Origin of the sequence: Acinetobacter sp. YH12156, from assembly GCF_013418235.1 — a bacterium.
In the GTDB taxonomy this organism is placed as follows: Bacteria; Pseudomonadota; Gammaproteobacteria; order Pseudomonadales; family Moraxellaceae; genus Acinetobacter; species Acinetobacter pseudolwoffii.
Map to the genome: position 1 here is coordinate 1 of NZ_VPCL01000010.1, position 16,994 is coordinate 16,994.

At 43.8% G+C, this 16,994-nt stretch carries 14 protein-coding genes and 1 rRNA gene; 11 read left to right on the top strand and 4 right to left on the bottom strand.

Annotated features, from left to right (window positions below; genetic code table 11):
• The first annotated feature begins 4 nt into the window (after positions 1-4).
• From rrf to FTU87_RS09135, 6 genes are all read left to right on the top strand, one after another.
• A 5S ribosomal RNA gene (gene rrf / locus FTU87_RS09110) occupies positions 5-119 on the top strand.
• Between the two features lie 166 nt (positions 120-285).
• On the top strand, positions 286-1,533 hold the full coding sequence (locus FTU87_RS09115) for an esterase-like activity of phytase family protein (protein ID WP_225553404.1): 1,248 nt from the start codon (positions 286-288) through the stop codon (positions 1,531-1,533).
• 288 nt (positions 1,534-1,821) lie between these two features.
• Positions 1,822-3,186, top strand: a complete 1,365-nt coding sequence (locus FTU87_RS09120) for an MFS transporter (protein WP_171255752.1) — start codon at positions 1,822-1,824, stop codon at positions 3,184-3,186.
• A 336-nt stretch (positions 3,187-3,522) separates the two neighbouring features.
• Complete coding sequence (locus FTU87_RS09125) at positions 3,523-4,872, top strand: aromatic acid/H+ symport family MFS transporter (protein ID WP_074383777.1); 1,350 nt, start codon at positions 3,523-3,525, stop codon at positions 4,870-4,872.
• Positions 4,873-4,967: 95 nt separating this feature from the next.
• Positions 4,968-5,642 carry a hypothetical protein gene (locus tag FTU87_RS09130; protein ID WP_159516523.1) on the top strand — a complete coding sequence of 225 codons (675 nt, stop codon included), beginning with the start codon at positions 4,968-4,970 and terminating at the stop codon, positions 5,640-5,642.
• A 17-nt stretch (positions 5,643-5,659) separates the two neighbouring features.
• On the top strand, positions 5,660-5,983 hold the full coding sequence (locus FTU87_RS09135) for an ankyrin repeat domain-containing protein (protein WP_074383774.1): 324 nt from the start codon (positions 5,660-5,662) through the stop codon (positions 5,981-5,983).
• Positions 5,984-6,030: 47 nt separating this feature from the next.
• Here the strand turns inward: FTU87_RS09135 and FTU87_RS09140 are convergent, their stop codons facing one another.
• Together FTU87_RS09140 and FTU87_RS09145 are read right to left on the bottom strand one after the other, a co-directional pair.
• The gene (locus FTU87_RS09140) at positions 6,031-6,582 is read right to left on the bottom strand and encodes a type 1 glutamine amidotransferase domain-containing protein (RefSeq protein ID WP_180097064.1); all 552 of its coding nucleotides are present in this window, start codon (positions 6,580-6,582) and stop codon (positions 6,031-6,033) included.
• Between the two features lie 379 nt (positions 6,583-6,961).
• The gene (locus tag FTU87_RS09145; RefSeq protein WP_100357649.1) at positions 6,962-7,651 is read right to left on the bottom strand and encodes a TIGR04219 family outer membrane beta-barrel protein; all 690 of its coding nucleotides are present in this window, start codon (positions 7,649-7,651) and stop codon (positions 6,962-6,964) included.
• A 135-nt stretch (positions 7,652-7,786) separates the two neighbouring features.
• Here FTU87_RS09145 and FTU87_RS09150 point away from each other — a divergent pair, with 135 nt between their 5' ends.
• The 4 genes from FTU87_RS09150 (at position 7,787) to zupT (ending at position 12,328) form a co-directional block, all read left to right on the top strand.
• Positions 7,787-9,235: an aldehyde dehydrogenase family protein gene (locus tag FTU87_RS09150; RefSeq protein ID WP_180075602.1), complete on the top strand. Its 1,449-nt coding sequence runs from the start codon at positions 7,787-7,789 to the stop codon at positions 9,233-9,235.
• Positions 9,236-9,831: 596 nt separating this feature from the next.
• A complete protein-coding gene (locus FTU87_RS09155) occupies positions 9,832-11,307 on the top strand; it encodes a sodium-dependent transporter (RefSeq protein WP_074383770.1) in 1,476 nt (491 codons plus the stop codon).
• Between the two features lie 10 nt (positions 11,308-11,317).
• Positions 11,318-11,428: a methionine/alanine import family NSS transporter small subunit gene (locus FTU87_RS09160; RefSeq protein WP_005173576.1), complete on the top strand. Its 111-nt coding sequence runs from the start codon at positions 11,318-11,320 to the stop codon at positions 11,426-11,428.
• Positions 11,429-11,518: 90 nt separating this feature from the next.
• Complete coding sequence (zupT, locus tag FTU87_RS09165; protein ID WP_074383769.1) at positions 11,519-12,328, top strand: zinc transporter ZupT; 810 nt, start codon at positions 11,519-11,521, stop codon at positions 12,326-12,328.
• A gap of 71 nt (positions 12,329-12,399) precedes the next feature.
• On the opposite strand, the gene rsmB is transcribed toward zupT, so the two are convergent.
• Positions 12,400-13,707: a 16S rRNA (cytosine(967)-C(5))-methyltransferase RsmB gene (gene rsmB, locus FTU87_RS09170; protein ID WP_100355465.1), complete on the bottom strand. Its 1,308-nt coding sequence runs from the start codon at positions 13,705-13,707 to the stop codon at positions 12,400-12,402.
• Positions 13,704-14,666, bottom strand: coding sequence for a methionyl-tRNA formyltransferase (gene fmt / locus FTU87_RS09175; protein ID WP_180097066.1), 963 nt, complete (start codon positions 14,664-14,666; stop codon positions 13,704-13,706). Before fmt ends, rsmB begins: the two co-directional genes overlap by 4 nt.
• A gap of 408 nt (positions 14,667-15,074) precedes the next feature.
• On the opposite strand from fmt, the gene ilvD reads away from it, so the two are divergent.
• A complete protein-coding gene (ilvD, locus tag FTU87_RS09180) occupies positions 15,075-16,904 on the top strand; it encodes a dihydroxy-acid dehydratase (RefSeq protein ID WP_180097067.1) in 1,830 nt (609 codons plus the stop codon).
• Positions 16,905-16,994 lie beyond the last annotated feature (90 nt).

Here is a 16,994-nt window from a genome sequence, read left to right on the forward strand (position 1 = left end):
TTGTGCTGGCGACAATAGCAAGAGTGAACCACCTGATCCCTTCCCGAACTCAGAAGTGAAACCTCTTTGCGCTGATGGTAGTGTGGGGTTACCCATGTGAGAGTAAGTCATCGCCAGCTCATTATTCAAAACACCCTCAAGCCAAGGCTTGGGGGTGTTTTTTTGTGCGTGGGGTTTATAATTATTAAGATAAAACTGTCCTTAAAACTTCATCTCATCGCAACTGTCCTGTCATTCACACTGTATTAAATAAGACGTCGACTTTATAAAAAGATGAATAGACGTATGAGAAAAATTTCTTTAAGTTTGCTGGCGGTCTCTGTATTCGCTCTGACGGCATGCAATGAATCCGATGATAAAACCCTTCAGCCCATCGAAAGCGTAACTGAACCAACTTTGGTGTCTTTTGCCAAACTGGATGTAGAGACCTATGCAGAAGGCCTTGATTCAGGACGAGATGTACGTGGGGCAAATGGTATTTTTCCTCCATTTTCAGGCCAGCCTGTACAGGGTTTTTCTGCTGCATTAAAGCAGCCGGATGGAACTTATCTGGTGATGTCGGATAATGGCTTTGGCTCGCAAGATAATTCTTCTGATTATTTATTGCGTTTGCATCATCTTTCTAGCGATTTCAGAACCAAGGCGGGCGGTACAGCAACTGTCAAACATTTATCTTATATTCAGCTTCGTGATCCGAACAAACTGATTCCTTTTGAAATTGTCCATCAGAATACTCAAGAGCGTTTATTGACAGGTGCTGACTTTGATCCGGAATCTATGCAGCGCGCGCCCAATGGCGATATCTGGATTGGAGATGAATTTGGCCCTTATTTATTACATTTTAGTGCAGATGGAATATTAAAAAGTCCGCCGATTGCTTTAGCGCATCCATTAGAAGCTGGAACTGAACTCAGATCTCCACAAAATCAGCTAAACAAGGGGACTACCGGTTATATTGAACCTTTGGTACAGCGGAGTGGGGGCTTTGAAGGTATGGCAATTTCCCCCAATGGTCGCTATTTATATCCTTTACTTGAAAAACCTTTATTAAATGCCACGACGCCACAACTAATCATTTCAGAATTTGATCTGGAAAAGAAAGTTTATACTAGAAATTTCTATTATTTTGAGTTGGCTTCGAAAGCCTCTGCAATTGGTGATTTTCAGTTATTTAGTGCCAAAGAAGGTGTGATTATTGAACGTGATGACAGTGAAAATAATCTGGGCGGCTATAAAAAATTAATCAAGGTCAGATTGAATCAGTCCGGTGAGTCTGTCGCACGTGAAGAACTGGTTAATTTAATGGATCTGGCCAATCCAGATTTACTTTATGGTCCGGTACGTCCGGGAGATCTTGCCACCGGTCAGCGCTTTGGTTTTCCATTTCAGACCATTGAAGACATTATTATTGAAGGGCCTGATTTAATTACCGTCTTGAATGACAATAACTTTCCCGGTTCAAGTGGTCGTAATCGAAATCTGGCAGATGATAATGAAATTATTCAAATCCGATTAGCTCAAGCATTATATTAATTTCAGTTTTTTCTCAATTTTAAAACGTTCCCTGAGTCTGAGAACTCAGGGATTTTTATATCGAAGAAGTAGCTTGAATTGTTAAGAAATCATTAAAAACTGGACGCATGGGTTTAGAATTTTGAGCAAAGCTTAAGACTTTAGTCGCATATTGCCTGAAAATTAGCTGTGTTGAACTAAGTTGTTGCACGAACATGGCGATAAGAATCATTAAAAATAATAAATAAGAGTTAGTGGCATGTGTCGTGCTGAAAACAACGAATAATAACTCACAGGAGGTGAGTAAAAATGGTAGAAAACACGAAAATGGCAGCAAATACGGTTAGTGTGAATGATGTGATTGATCAGGCAAAATTCAATAAATTTCACTTAAGCATTGTATTGTGGTGTTTGTTTATTGTTCTATTTGACGGGTATGATTTAGCAATTAACGGTGTCGTTCTGCCTCTACTGATGCAGGAGTGGGGCATGAGTGCTGTTGAAGCAGGCATGCTTGCCAGTACAGCACTAGCCGGCATGATGTTTGGTGCCATGCTGTTTGGGATGCTTGCAGACAAAATCGGTCGTAAAAAAGTGATTTTAATTTGTGTCACTTTATTTAGTGCTTTTACATTTTTGGGTGGATTTACCACCACTCCAACAGAGTTTGGTATTTTACGTTTTATTGCCGGCTTGGGCATAGGCGGGGTATTACCTAACCTGGTTGCGTTAACCTCTGAATATGCGCCTAAACGTTTAAAAAGTACACTTGTAACCACCATGTTTAGTGGTTATGCCGTAGGTGGGATTATGGCTGCATTATGTGGTACATGGTTTACTCCAAGTTTTGGTTGGGAAATTATGTTCTTCATTGCAGGTATTCCCTTACTTTTTGTTCCATTGTTTTGGAAGTTCTTACCTGAGTCTCTAACTTTCTTGGTTAAAGAACAAAAAATGAATGAGGCACGTCATTTTATAAAACGAGTTGAGCCAACTGCAGACGTACGAGCAGACACTGAACTGGTTCTAGCCACAGGCGATCAGACACAAAGTGCATCAGTAAAAGCGTTATTTACAGAAAATCGTGCAATGGGAACATTCTTATTCTGGATTGCTTTCTTTATGTGCTTGCTCATGCTTTATGCACTTGGAAGTTGGCTGCCAAAACTCATGATGGCTGCGGGATATTCTTTAGGCAGCAGTTTAATGTTCTTATTAGCACTGAATATTGGTGCCGTGATCGGAACCATTAGTGGTGGTATTCTGGCAGACCGTTTTGACTTTAAACCTGTTCTTATTAGTATGTTAACTGTGGGTGTACTGTCTCTGGTTGGTTTAGGCTTTAACTCTCCAACACCTGTTATTTATTTACTTGTCAGTTTAGCAGGTGCTTCATCTATTGGTACCAGTATCTTGTTATATAGCTATGTTGCTCAATACTATCCTGTTGCAGTACGTTCTACCGGTATTGGTTGGGCTTCTGCTGTGGGGCGTACAGGTGCAATTGTGGGTCCAATTGTGATTGGTATGCTGCTGGGTATGGAATTACCACATAAATGGAATTTCATCGCGGTTGCCATGCCGGGTATTATTGGTATCATCGCTATTTCAATGATTCGTCAACCACAACCCGGTCGCGTTCAGGTGAAACAATTAAAAGCAGCCAAAATTTAAACGATCCTCATAGATTCATTCAGTTTAAAAAACCCCTTTGTCTGAAGGGGTTTTTTATATCTTTAGTATGAAATAAAACCACTCAAAAAAAGTGATTGAGCTAAAAAATCTACAAATTCTGCTTAAATTAAAGTCATTATTATTAATGGCTTAAAATTTAATTTTAATAATAATGTGACATATCACGCAAATAAATGGCATTACATTTGTCATAGCAGAATATCAATTAGTCTTATTGTGCCTTAAATCCCGCTTGCGTATATTGCCTGACATTGAAGATTGCCTTCAATCTTCAACAAAGATGTTATGGACAAGTACTCATGGGAGATGAGAACGATGACAACGGAAAAAATAGATGTAAATTCTGTAGTCGATAATGCGAAATTCACGCCTTTCCACTTCAATGTAGTTGCTTGGTGTTTACTTATTATCTTATTTGATGGCTACGATTTAGCAATCAATGGTGTGGTTTTACCCTTACTGATGCAAGACTGGGGCTTAAGTGCAGTGCAAGCGGGCATGCTTGCAAGTACCGCACTGGCTGGCATGATGTTTGGTGCGATGATCTTCGGTTCCCTCGCGGACAAGATCGGTCGTAAGAAAGTGATCATGATCTGTATTGTATTATTCAGTGGTTTAACTTTTGCGGGTGGCTTTGCCTCAAATCCAACCGAATTCGGTATTTTACGTTTTCTTGCCGGTCTGGGTATTGGTGGGGTCATGCCGAATCTGGTGGCATTGACTTCGGAATATGCGCCACAAAAAATGCGCAGTACCTTGGTAACCACCATGTTTAGTGGTTATGCCGTCGGTGGTGTAATGGCTGCGTTGTTGGGTTCATGGTTTACCCCAAGTTTTGGTTGGGAAATCATGTTCTTTATCGCGGGTATTCCATTATTTTTATTACCAGTGATCTGGAAATTTTTGCCTGAATCGCTGGCATTTATTGTGAAGCAAAACAAGCAGGCTGAAGCACGTCAAATCGTACGTCGTCTGGCACCAAATCTAACGGTTACCGAGAATACAACGCTTACCCTGCCACAGGAAAATGTGCCTGAAGCAGCGAACGTGGTGAGCTTGTTCCGTCGTGGCCGTGCGGTCAATACCTTATTGTTCTGGGTCGCGTTCTTCACTTGTCTGTTAACCATGTATGCTTTAAGTAGCTGGTTACCGAAGTTGATGATGGCAGCGGGCTACTCGATGGACAACAGTCTGATGTTCATGATGGTGATGAACGTGGGTGCGGTCGTGGGTATTGTGGGTGGTGGTATTCTGGCGGATCGTTTCCACTTGAAACCGGTACTGATGTTCCTGGGTATTATGGGTGCGATTGTGATGAGCCTGATGGGCTTCGCATCTAACCAATTCTTACTTTACATCCTGGTGTTTCTGGCGGGTGCAGCGTCGATTGGTTCACAAATGTTGCTATATAGCTATGTTGCGCAGTTCTACCCGCTTGCGGTACGTTCGACAGGCATTGGCTGGTCTTCTGCGATTGGTCGTATGGGCGCGATTGTAGGGCCGATCCTGATTGGTGGTTTGCTTGGTATGAACCTGCCTGCTTACTTCAACTTTATGGCAGTCGGCTTACCGGTTCTGATTACTGCAATTGCGGTTGCGTTAATCATGCATGACAATGAATCTGAAAAGATTGGTGCAATTGAGCCAGCAGTGTCTAAAGCTTAAAGCTAAGTTTTTAAATAAGAAGCCTCCGAAAGGGGGCTTTTTTATTATTATCATTAAATGATAAATTTTAAAAATATTAAAAAAGTGATAAATAAATGAACCTAAATGATCGTTTTAAGAAGTTTGCGGATTCTGAATATGAATCGATAGATGATATACAGGATATTAAATTTATAGGGCGTAAGGCAGATTATTTTGCTTTTGAGCGCTCATGGATTTTGGAAGTCAAATTTTTAGAAAAAGATAGACAGAGTACAATTAATGACTTTACAAATGATCAAGTAGATAAAGATCAGGATTTCCCAGAATTTTTTGGGACTGTACATATTGAAGAGTTGATCCAAAAACATAAAGATCCTAATTTTATTAGAAATAAATTATGTGATTATGCCTCTCGAAATTTGCGATCACTTCTTTCATCAGCAGATAAACAAATCTCTGAAACTAAAAAAGCTATAGGAAAAGATGATTGCACAGGGATATTAGTTCTTCTAAATGAAAGAAATGATTTTCATGATCAAGATTTTATTTACCAAGAAATAAGTCGTCTATTACATAGAAAAGATGAACAAGGCAATATTCAAAGAAAACATATACAGGGTGTATGGTATATCCATGAATATAAAGAAAATAATAAAAGAAATGTTTTCTCTAGTTTTTTAATGGGTCCTACAGCTAATATTGAGTCAGTTAAATCATTAGGAAATTTTTTGCACATGGATTGGATTAGTTATAATGGATATGCTTTTATACCCTCAGACTTAAAATAAATCTTGAGGTAGATTCTATGCAATTCGACTCATTCTCCCCAATCCCTGAAGATGATGACGAATTACATCTTCCTGAACTGGTGTACTGGGCTTCTTTAGGCGATGTTGAACAGGTCGAGCAAGGCTTGCAAGAAGGTCTGGATGTCAACTCTGTCGATGACGAAGGCTATAGTGCTTTACAGGCCGCTGCTGAAAATGATCATCTGGAAGTGGTCAAACTCTTGGTCAGCAAGGGTGCTGATATTGCACATCGCAGTCCTAATACTGCTTTAGAATTGGCCGAAATGGCAGGCAATAAAGAAGTGATGGTTTATCTAAAAAGCTTGACCGGAACTATTTAAAGCAAAAGAGAACCTTAATCATGAGGTTCTCTTTTTATGGTAGGAACTTAGGTAGCATCGCCTTCAAGTTCTTTTAAAATGGCTTCATTAAAGGCCGGAAGATCATCCGGATTCCGTGAAGTAATCAGTACCCAGCCACCGGTATTACAGCGATGCACTTCTTCATCGACCCATTTTCCGCCGGCATTTTCCAGATCCAGCTTGATGCTTTTATACGAGGTCAGATTCTTGTCTTTAATTCGATCTGCATCAATTAAGGCCCATGGCCCGTGACAAATCGCCGCAATCGGTTTGTGATTGTCGGCAAAGTGCTGAATAATTTTCTGGGCATCCTGATTAATTCTTAAAGTATCTGCGTTGACTGTACCACCTGGAATCACCAACAGATCATAATCATTCAGGTCGACATGGTCGAAACTGGTATCAGGCGTATATTGGGTAGCAGCTTTGGTATCACCTTTGACAGTGGCTACATCTTCATTTTTTTCTGCAGCATGAATCACTTCAAAACCTTTGGACTTTAAAAAATTTAAAGGCTCAGTCAGTTCATCATGTTCAATACCTTGATTGGATGTAATAAAGAGGACCTTTTTTACCATGATTGCTGTTCCCAAAAAATGTGAGGATTTTTAGCTTAACAACAAGCCGATTTTTACAATGTTGGAGTTTTAACTCGGAACTGTTAAGCAATGATAAATAAAGCAATGCACAGAAAAAGAAATAGCAGAAAAAAAGCCCCAACATCCTGTTGGGGCTTTTTCCGTATCTCGTGATTTAGGTATAACTCCTGTCGTACCTCACGTCCTGATGCTTGCTTATTCTTGTTGTTTTTAGGTTTTCGGAGCATCCTGCTCTCTATGTGTCTAAAGTAATACACAAGCAGATTTTGTACCAGCAGCAGATTGCGCTTATTGTTGTACGCTTTGACTTACATGAACGCAGAGAAATTGAGCACGACCAGCTGCTGAATTCTTGGCATCAAAAATGTACATCTAAGCCAATATACGGGCCTTTAAATTCCAGCTGTAAATCTGGACGTTGATCCTGTTGAAAATCTACCGTCATCATGCGATAACCGATTTTGGCACCGACATCGACCAGCAGATTATCAATAAAATCATATTGTAACTCAGCCTGTACATCGGTCTTTTTACTATCGCTGCCATGACTGTAAACGGCTTCTGCTTTGGCACTCAGTCCGGTAAATGGCAATTTAACCCCTGCAGTTGCATAGAGCAGTGGAGTGTATTCATCCAGATCGTATTGCGTGAAAGCCTCGGTATTCAGGTTTTTTACCGTACCCTCCAGATTGCTTAAGCCTGCGCCTACATCGGCATGTACCACGGTATCCAGTAATTCGTAATACAGAATATAGTCAATATTCTTCAGTTCGATTTCTGAGGCATTGATCGGAGTGCTTTGTTCGCTGTTGCTGTCCAGATTGACATATTTGATTTTGGCATTCGGTAAAAGCGGAATCGGATGTTCAAAAGCCACGGACAGCTGCGCCGTACCTTGTCGATCCAGATCATGTTTCATACTGCTATTTTCGCTATAACCGTTAAAATTCCAGTAGCTGAGATCGGCTTTTGCCCCGATGAAATCTGCATGACTGAGCGTGCTTAATCCAAAACTGAAGAATAATGTGGCGAGTATTTTTGTCTGCATGACAGTGAGTCCCTAAAGCTTTATTAAAATTGAGCGTGTCTGGTTACTTAAAAACATCTTCTTAATATTTATCAGCAAGTGCATGATATAGAGAATTTCAAAAATGTATATCCTGGGATTTTGAAGGACTAAAAAATGCGATCTACAGCAGTACAACAGTGTAAAGACTATTCATTCTATGTGGCTGGTCAGGCGGTTCAGACCGGAGAATGGCTAGAGGTTAAACATAAATATACGCAAGCACTCTATGCACGTGTCGCTTTGGCCGATGCCAAAAGTCTGGAGCAGGCCATCCAGTCTGCCCTAGACACCGAGGCAGAGATGGCGGCTTTAGAACCCTTTCAAAAACAGAAAATTCTACTGCATTGTGTGCGCCGTTTTCATGAAATTCGTGAAGAACTGACTGAAATTCTGATTGCAGAAGGCGGTAAACCGCGCAAAGCGGCAGAAGCCGAAGTCGAGCGTCTGATTAATACCTTTCAAATTGCCGCAGATGCCGTGACTCAAATTGATCAGGGACGTATGCTGCCTTTGGCTGTAACCGCGGCAGCATCGGGGTATCAGGGTATGGTTAAGCAGGTGCCGATTGGCGCAGTGTCTTTAATCAGCCCTTTTAATTTTCCCTTAAATCTGACCGCCCACAAAATTGCACCAGCGATTGCTGCCGGTTGTCCTTTCGTGTTGAAACCCGCCAGTCTGACGCCGATTTCTGCCTTGAAAATTGCCGAGATTCTGGCGGAAACCGATTTGCCGAAAGGCGCATTTTCAGTTTTACCCTGTCCGCGCGAGCTGGCCGATGTGCTGGTCACCGATGACCGTTTTAAATTACTCAGTTTTACCGGTTCCGATGTGGTGGGTTGGGATATGAAAGCGCGAGCTGGCCGCAAAAAAGTGGTTCTGGAGCTGGGCGGTAATGCCGCAGTGATGATCGAGCCGGATACCGAAATTAATGATGCCTTGATTACCCGTCTGGTTGGCGGTGCTTATGGTCATGCCGGGCAGGTCTGTATCAGTGTACAGCGCATTCTGGTGCATCAGGATATTTATGCCGAAGTCAGAGATAAACTGCTTGCAAAACTCAAACATCTGAAAGCCACCGATCCAAATCTGAGCACAACTTTGGTGGGGCCGATGATCAAGGAAGCAGAAGCCAAACGCCTGAAAAAATGGCTGGAAAAAGCACTGAAAAAGGATGCCAGAATTCTGGTAGGTGGTGAGCTGGATGGAGTGATGTTCGCACCGACTTTATTGGAAAACGTGGATCATAATCTGGAAATTTACCGTGATGAAGTCTTTGGTCCGGTGGCGATGATTGAACCTTATCCTGATTTTGAAGCGGGGATTGCCTGTATCAATCGTAGCCGTTTTGGCTTGCAGGCCGGAGTTTATACCCAGAACTTGAACAAGATGCTGTATGCCTGGGATCATCTGCATGTCGGCGGGGTCATTATCAATGACATTCCATCTTTCCGGGTGGACAACATGCCCTATGGTGGGGTGAAGGATTCAGGTTTAGGCCGTGAAGGGATTCAATCTGCCATTCGCGATATGCAGGAAGAACGGATGCTGGTGATTAAATCTTAAGTAAATGACATCAATCGCTCAGATTCTATAATGAATTTGCTGCAGGTCAGACCGGGGTATTGCAGTCCATTTTCAGATGTCAAAGATGCACGTGGAGCAGGGCGATCAGATCTCTGCTCCGCGCATTTCAGCTATAGAGTGGCTCACATCGCGATAAGCCTTTGACTCGAATTCTTCTATAAATATAAGGCGATTTGGATGATCGCAGCATGAGCTTTGCTTGACTGCGGTTCTGTAGTCAAACTTAAGAAAGATATATTCCAAAAAGTTTGTCAATATATAGCCTATAAAATCAGGTGGGTTTCGTTGAATTATTGAACGCTTAATTCGAATAGATTATAAATAACGAATATTTTCAGCAGAATTTACAGAAAAAATTTAAAAAAGTCAGTATTGTTGAACCATCTACAAGGTCAGCTTTTCGATCAGACTTTAAGCAAGATGTAAGACCTGCTGACCTGTTTGTACATTAGAATTCGACGCCCAAAAGGTGCAGCTCTAATCCAAACACCCGAAATAATTGAAATGCTTCTTTATTTGCTTGCGCTATAACCATAACAAGCAGCATCTGAAGGGGTTTAAAGTTTAGGTGTTCTATGACAGAAACTCGTGAGAATTGGTCTGCACGATCAGGATTCATTATTGCAGCCATTGGTTCCGCCGTTGGCTTGGGAAATATCTGGCGTTTCCCTTATGTGGCTTATGAAAATGGGGGTGGGGCTTTCCTGATCCCTTACCTGATTGCGATTTTTGCAGCAGGTTTGCCTTTATTGTTTTTAGACTATGCGGTCGGACACAAGTTCCGTAAAGCACCACCCATGGCCTATAAAAAACTCATGAATGCCGAATCCTTGGGGTGGTGGCAGGTGATGGTGACCCTGATCATCGGGATTTATTATGCCAGCGTTTTGTCCTGGGCCGGCAGTTATATGTTCTATTCCTTTGGACAGCAGTGGGGCACAGATACCCAAGACTTTTTCTTTAACACTTATCTGCAAAATGGTGAAGGTTTAAGTTTAGGTTTTGTTCCTGTCCTGTTTTTCGGTCTGGTGGTTGTTTGGGCTGCGGTGATGCTGATTCTTTACGGTGGGGTACGCCGTGGGGTGGAACTGGCGAATAAAATCTTTATGCCACTTCTGGTAATTTTATTTTCTATTCTGGTGATTCAGGCGGTACGCTTACCGGGTGCAGTCGACGGCTTGAATGCTTTCTTTACGCCGAACTGGGAGGCCATGAGTAACTATAAAGTCTGGCTGGCCGCATTTGGTCATATCTTCTTCTCACTGTCGGTGGGCTTCGGGATTATGTTGACCTATGCCTCTTATTTGAAACGCAAAACCAACTTGACCGGTTCTGGGATCGTGGTAGCACTGGCCAACTCATCCTTTGAAATTCTGGCGGGTATTGGTGTATTTGCAGCGCTTGGTTTTATGGCCTTCAGCGCAGGTGCAAATGTTGAAGATGTCGTATCTGGCGGTATTGGTCTGGCCTTTATTGCTTTCCCGAAAATCATTTCCAGTTTAGGTGCAGGCGGTGACCTGTTTGGCTTCCTGTTCTTTGCTTCATTGACCGTTGCCGGTATTACCTCGATGGTCAGTATCCTGCAAGTTCCGATTGCTGCATTCCAGGACAAACTGGGCTGGTCGAAGAACAAGTCAGTCACGATTATTGCCGGTGGTTCAGCGGTGATTTCTACCTTGATGTTCTCGACCCATAGTGCGATTACCTTTGTCGACATTATTGACTACTTTGCCAATAATATCGGTATTGTCGGTGGTGGTTTGATCTCCATTATTCTGTTGTCGTGGTTCCGTCGTCCATTAATGAAGCAGCTGGAAGGCCATGTGAATCAGTTCGCCAGCGTGAAACTTGGTCGCAGCTGGAACTTCATGCTGACCGTCATCACGCCGTTGTCCTTATTAATGGCATTGGGTCTGACCCTGAAATCGATCATGGCAGAAGGTTATGGTGGCTATGCTGCCAGCACCCTGTGGATGGTGGGTGGAGGTGTCATGGCATTCTTTATTCTGGGCGCCATTCTGTTTAGTCTGGTCAAAGACCGTCATAGCTAGGAGAGCGACTATGAATACATCTGCACTGGTGATGATGATCATCTCTATCGTTTTATTGTGGGGTGGTCTGGTACTGTCCGTGATTCATCTGGCAAAAAATCCGGAAGAACCAGAAGACTAAAAATCTTCACATAAACCTACTGTTTTACTGTAAACGAAAGTCATTATCATCTATGGTGATAATGACTTTTTTAATGGCTGACGATTTGGCATGATTTCCGTTTCAGATGGACAAGTCTATACAGCCTTTGCCGTGACCTTCTTCGCTGGGCTTGCCACCGTGTTGGGTGGGGGACTGATACTCTTCTTAAAAAAACCCAATTTCCGTCTGCTGGCCTTTGGTCTGGCCTTTGCCGCGGGCGCCATGATCTATGTCTCTTTAACCGAAATTCTAAATAAATCGATTGCCTCCTTTAGTCTGGCTTTTGATGAAAAAACCGGTTTTGCCTTTGGCACCTTTGCATTTTTGTTGGGCGTGATTCTGGTGTTATTGCTGGATCATTTTGTGCCGAATCCGCATGAAACTGTTGAAACGCATGCCAGTGAGGGCGTCAGTTCACCGCAACTATTGCGTACCGGTATGCTGACTTTATTCGCCATTAGCGCACATAACCTGCCAGAAGGTCTGGCGACCTTTTTTGCCACGCTGGAAAGTCCTGCCTTGGGTGCGCCTTTGGCGGTGGCAATTGCGATTCATAATATCCCGGAAGGTGTGGCAATTGCCTTGCCAGTGTATATGGCGACCGGACGCAAAGATTATGCGCTCTGGGCCAGTCTGGTGTCGGGACTGGCTGAACCTTTGGGTGCCGCCTTGGGTTACTTTATTCTGGCACCTTATATGAGCGATACAGTATATGGTCTGGTTTTTGGTTTAATTGGCGGGGTGATGGTCTATCTGGCACTGGATGAGTTATTGCCGACGGCAAAACGTTATTCCGAAGGGCATGAAACGGTATATGGACTGGTGAGCGGTATGGCTGCGTTGGCCAGCAGTCTGGTGATCTTTAAGTTTATTCAGTAAGTCCTGTTGCCATCCGGAAACTCCATAAAAAAAGCAGCCTAAGCTGCTTTTTTTGATTGTAAACTAATGATTTATGCGGTCTTTTCAATATGGCAATAGAAGAAACCGTCGCCTTGATCGGCTGTTGGTAACAACTGACGACCGTGAATCTGTTCGATGCCCCAATCGGCTTCAATCTTGATTTCTTTGGCATCGCTATGCTGGGCAAAGAACTCGACCATCTGCTGTTCATTTTCCGCTTTTAGAATCGAACAGGTGATGTACAGCAAGCTGCCGCCAACTTTCAGCTGCTGCCACATATTTTCCAGAATCTGCTTTTGCAGCGCGACGGTTTGCGGAATATCTGTGGAATGACGCAGCAAGCGAATATCCGGATGACGACGAATCACACCAATCGCAGAACATGGCGCATCCAGTACGATACAGTCGACTGGTTCAGGCGCTGTCCAGTTGATGGCATCGGCTGCAATAATTTCAACTTCGGCATATTCTGTTAACAGTAGGCGTTCCAGATTTTCTGCCACACGCACTAAACGTTTGGCGTCCTGATCAATTGCATACAGCTTTTTCGGGCTGTATTTTTCCAGAATATGCGCAGTTTTCCCACCCGGCGCGGCGCAGGCATCGACTACGACCTTGCCTTCAAGATCAGGCACTAAAGTTGCGCAAAGCTGTGCGTGTTCATCCTGAACCGAGAAACCGCCGGCTTCATAGCCTGGCAGGTTCGGAATATGCACGTTTTGTTCCAGCACAATGCCGACTTCAGACAGGGTACAGGCGCGTGCCTCATAACCTTCTTCTTCCAGAATTTCCAGATATTCATCACGGCTGACCTGATTGACATTGACACGCAAGGTCAACGGCGCAATCTGTTTTAACTCATGCGACAGTTCAGCCAGCTGTTCCGGCCAGTCTTTCTTTAAACGCTTAAATAACCAGCTTGGCAGGCCATGCGCCTGATTTAAAGCCAGATCAAATTCTTCTGTTTCACGTGAAACACGACGCAGCACCGCATTGACCAGACCACTTAAAGGTTCGAATCCCAGTTGTTTGGCTGCTGTCACCGTTTCTGAAATCGCAGCATGCGCCGGAATACGGGTACATAGAATCTGGTATAAACCTAAATATAAGCAGCTTTCCAAGGCCTGATTATCGAGAGGTTTGGTTAACAGTGGCAGGGTAATGGCTTTCAGGCCATGCCATTGACGTAAACAGCCCAAGGTTAACTCGTGATACAAGCCACGGTCACGTTCAGACACAATATTGATATGTTGGTTGAGTACAGAAGCAAGTGATTGGCCGTTTTGTACAGCCAATAGCGTTTTGACAACTTGCGCGCGCAAATTCAAGTTTTTAGCTGATGATTGAATTTGGCTCATGTGAATTTATATCCTAGCGATAGTTTTTGAGTTTGATTAATTTGAACAGCATTCAGGGCTTTGCCGCCCGGCCATTGCAGATTGGTGATGCAAATGGCGCTCTGATCACCACACATCACATGTACGCCGTCTTTATCCAGGGCAATCACTTCACCAGGCAGAGCAGTGCTTGCGTTGTGCGTAGAAAGTGATGAGTTCCAGATGCGTAAATTGTTTGTATCATCCAGCGGGGTAAAGGCTACCGGCCAAGGATTAAAAGCGCGGATATTACGGTCAATCTCTGCCGCAGCTTGTGTCCAGTCAATTTGCGCTTCTGCTTTAGACAGTTTATGTGCATAGACCGTCAGGCTGTCATCTTGCACTTCACGCTGTGCTAAATAGTGCTGCAAGGTCTGTTCCGATTCAAGCACAGCCGCAATTGCCTCAGCACCCTGCAGCGCCAGTTTGTCATGCAGGCTGGCAGAAGTATCCTCGGCAGTAATCGGACATCGTGTTTTATACATCATATCCCCGGTATCCAGACCGGCTGCCATTTTCATAATGGTCACACCCGTTTCGGCATCGCCAGTAGCAATCGCGCGCTGAATCGGCGCCGCACCGCGCCAGCGTGGCAACAGGGAACCATGAATATTCAGGCAACCATATTTTGGTGTATCCAGAACCACTTGTGGCAGGATCAGGCCATAGGCTGCTACCACCATCACATCTGCATTTAAGGCTTTGAGTTCTGCTTGCGCTGCCAGACCTTCTTCAGTCGATGACTTAAAATGCAAAGGCTGATAAACCGGAATATTGTATTCAAGCGCCAACTGCTTGACCGCAGATGCCGTGAGTTTTTGTCCGCGTCCGGCCTTGCGGTCAGGCTGGGTATACACCGCCACAATTTCATGCTCGGTTTTGAGCAGCGCAGCCAATGCAGTCGCTGCAAATTCTGGTGTGCCTGCAAATATGATCTTCACACATGAAATTCCAAATAAACTTAAAGCGTATTATAAGCCAAAAGCCAAATTTCAGCCTAATCGTTGCAAAAACTTATTGAATAAGACCGGTGAGTGCTTGAATTTCAGTGGAATTTTTATATAAAAAAAACTCATGCAAATTGTAAAAATTATTCATGAAAGTTTTGTATTGTCCTGATGATGATGACGGTATAGTAGATTTCATCAAGAAATTTTTATCGTCAGATCATTACGACCTCTCTATAGACATTTTTGCCTGCATCTACAACCAAAGGGTCATCTTGTAAAACAAGGGCTTGTAGTATGATAGGTGTAAAATTTAACTGATTTAAGCTTATTGTCAGTATGATTTAGCCAGAGTGGATCTGTCCGGTTCATTTCAAGCTCAAACTTTGTTGGAAATATAAAATGCCTGACTATCGTTCAAAAACATCGACACACGGAAGAAATATGGCTGGCGCACGCGGTTTATGGCGTGCTACCGGAATGAAAGATGAAGATTTCGGTAAGCCGATTATTGCGGTGGTGAACTCGTTCACCCAGTTTGTACCGGGTCATGTGCATCTCAAAGACCTGGGTCAGCTGGTGGCACGTCAAATTGAAGCGTCAGGCGGTGTGGCAAAAGAATTTAATACCATTGCAGTCGATGACGGCATCGCGATGGGTCATGACGGCATGCTGTATTCATTGCCTTCGCGTGACCTGATTGCAGACTCAGTTGAATACATGGTCAATGCGCATTGCGTCGATGCCATGGTCTGTATCTCAAACTGTGACAAAATCACCCCGGGCATGTTGATGGCTGCGATGCGTCTGAACATTCCCGTGGTATTTGTCTCTGGTGGCCCGATGGAAGCGGGTAAAGTCCAAATCCGTGGTAATGAACAGGCGATTGACCTTGTTGATGCGATGATTGTGGCGGCAGATGACAACTACACAGACGAAGAAGTCAAAGCATACGAACGTTCTGCATGTCCAACCTGTGGTTCTTGTTCAGGTATGTTTACGGCCAACTCAATGAACTGTTTGACTGAAGCTTTGGGTCTTTCATTACCGGGTAATGGTTCTACGCTGGCAACACATGCCAACCGTAAGAAATTATTTGAGCGCGCAGGTCAGTTGATCGTTGAAATCACCAAGCGTCATTATGAACAGAATGATTACAGCGTATTGCCACGTAATGTAGCAACCAAAGCATCTTATGAAAATGCCATGACTTTGGACATCGCGATGGGTGGTTCAACCAACACCGTTCTTCACTTGTTGGCAGCTGCTCACGAAGCAGAAGTAGACTTCACCATGGACGATATCGACCGTTTATCTCGTAAAGTGCCTGTACTGTGTAAAGTGGCACCTGCGGTTAAAAACGTCCACATGGAAGATATTCACCGTGCCGGCGGCATTATGTCGATCCTCGGTGAACTAGACCGTGGTGGCTTACTGGATACGTCTGTACCGACCGTACATGAAGCAACGTTGAAAGATGCTTTAGACAAATGGGACATCATCCGTACTGAAGATGAAGAGGTATATAACTTCTTCAAATCGGCACCGGGCGGTGTACCAACCCAAACTGCATTCTCACAAGATCGTTATTACACCCGTCTAGATGGCGACCGTGAAAATGGTGTAATACGTAATGTTGAACATGCCTTCTCGCAAGACGGCGGTTTGGCAGTGCTTTACGGCAACATTGCACTGGATGGTTGTATCGTCAAAACTGCGGGTGTAGATGACTCTATCTTGAAATTCAACGGCACAGCACGTGTATTTGAAAGCCAGGATGATGCAGTTGAAGCCATTCTTGGTGGGAAAATCGTGGCAGGTGATGTGGTGCTGATCCGTTATGAAGGTCCACAGGGTGGTCCAGGCATGCAAGAAATGTTGTACCCAACCAGCTACTTAAAATCGAAAGGTTTAGGTAAAGACTGTGCACTTGTCACTGATGGTCGTTTCTCTGGTGGTTCTTCAGGTCTTTCCATTGGTCACGTTTCCCCAGAAGCAGCTGAAGGCGGCACAATTGCCCTGGTTGAAGATGGCGACCGTATCGAAATTGATATTCCAAACCGTAGCATTCATTTAGCCGTTGCTGAAGATGTATTGGCAGCACGCCGTGAAGTACAAGAAGCCAAAGGTTGGAAGCCTGCAAAGGAACGTCCACGTAAAGTATCTAAAGCGCTGAAAGCCTATGCAATGCATGCCACCAGTGCGGCGAAAGGTGCGGTACGTGATATCTAAGCTGTAATTTTACAGATTTAAATAGCACTCCAGATGGGGTGCTTTTTTATACAAGAAACTATCTTAAAATGAAAGAGGACTCCACCCGAC

Bases quoted from the DNA above. Each gene is read 5' to 3' on its own strand.
- FTU87_RS09115 (WP_225553404.1), top strand. From the start codon at position 286: ATGAGAAAAATTTCTTTAAGTTTGCTGGCGGTCTCTGTATTCGCTCTG.
- FTU87_RS09120 (WP_171255752.1), top strand. From the start codon at position 1,822: ATGGTAGAAAACACGAAAATGGCAGCAAATACGGTTAGTGTGAATGAT.
- FTU87_RS09125 (WP_074383777.1), top strand. From the start codon at position 3,523: ATGACAACGGAAAAAATAGATGTAAATTCTGTAGTCGATAATGCGAAA.
- FTU87_RS09130 (WP_159516523.1), top strand. From the start codon at position 4,968: ATGAACCTAAATGATCGTTTTAAGAAGTTTGCGGATTCTGAATATGAA.
- FTU87_RS09135 (WP_074383774.1), top strand. From the start codon at position 5,660: ATGCAATTCGACTCATTCTCCCCAATCCCTGAAGATGATGACGAATTA.
- FTU87_RS09140 (WP_180097064.1), bottom strand. From the start codon at position 6,582: ATGGTAAAAAAGGTCCTCTTTATTACATCCAATCAAGGTATTGAACAT.
- FTU87_RS09145 (WP_100357649.1), bottom strand. From the start codon at position 7,651: ATGCAGACAAAAATACTCGCCACATTATTCTTCAGTTTTGGATTAAGC.
- FTU87_RS09150 (WP_180075602.1), top strand. From the start codon at position 7,787: ATGCGATCTACAGCAGTACAACAGTGTAAAGACTATTCATTCTATGTG.
- FTU87_RS09155 (WP_074383770.1), top strand. From the start codon at position 9,832: ATGACAGAAACTCGTGAGAATTGGTCTGCACGATCAGGATTCATTATT.
- FTU87_RS09160 (WP_005173576.1), top strand. From the start codon at position 11,318: ATGAATACATCTGCACTGGTGATGATGATCATCTCTATCGTTTTATTG.
- zupT (WP_074383769.1), top strand. From the start codon at position 11,519: ATGATTTCCGTTTCAGATGGACAAGTCTATACAGCCTTTGCCGTGACC.
- rsmB (WP_100355465.1), bottom strand. From the start codon at position 13,707: ATGAGCCAAATTCAATCATCAGCTAAAAACTTGAATTTGCGCGCGCAA.
- ilvD (WP_180097067.1), top strand. From the start codon at position 15,075: ATGCCTGACTATCGTTCAAAAACATCGACACACGGAAGAAATATGGCT.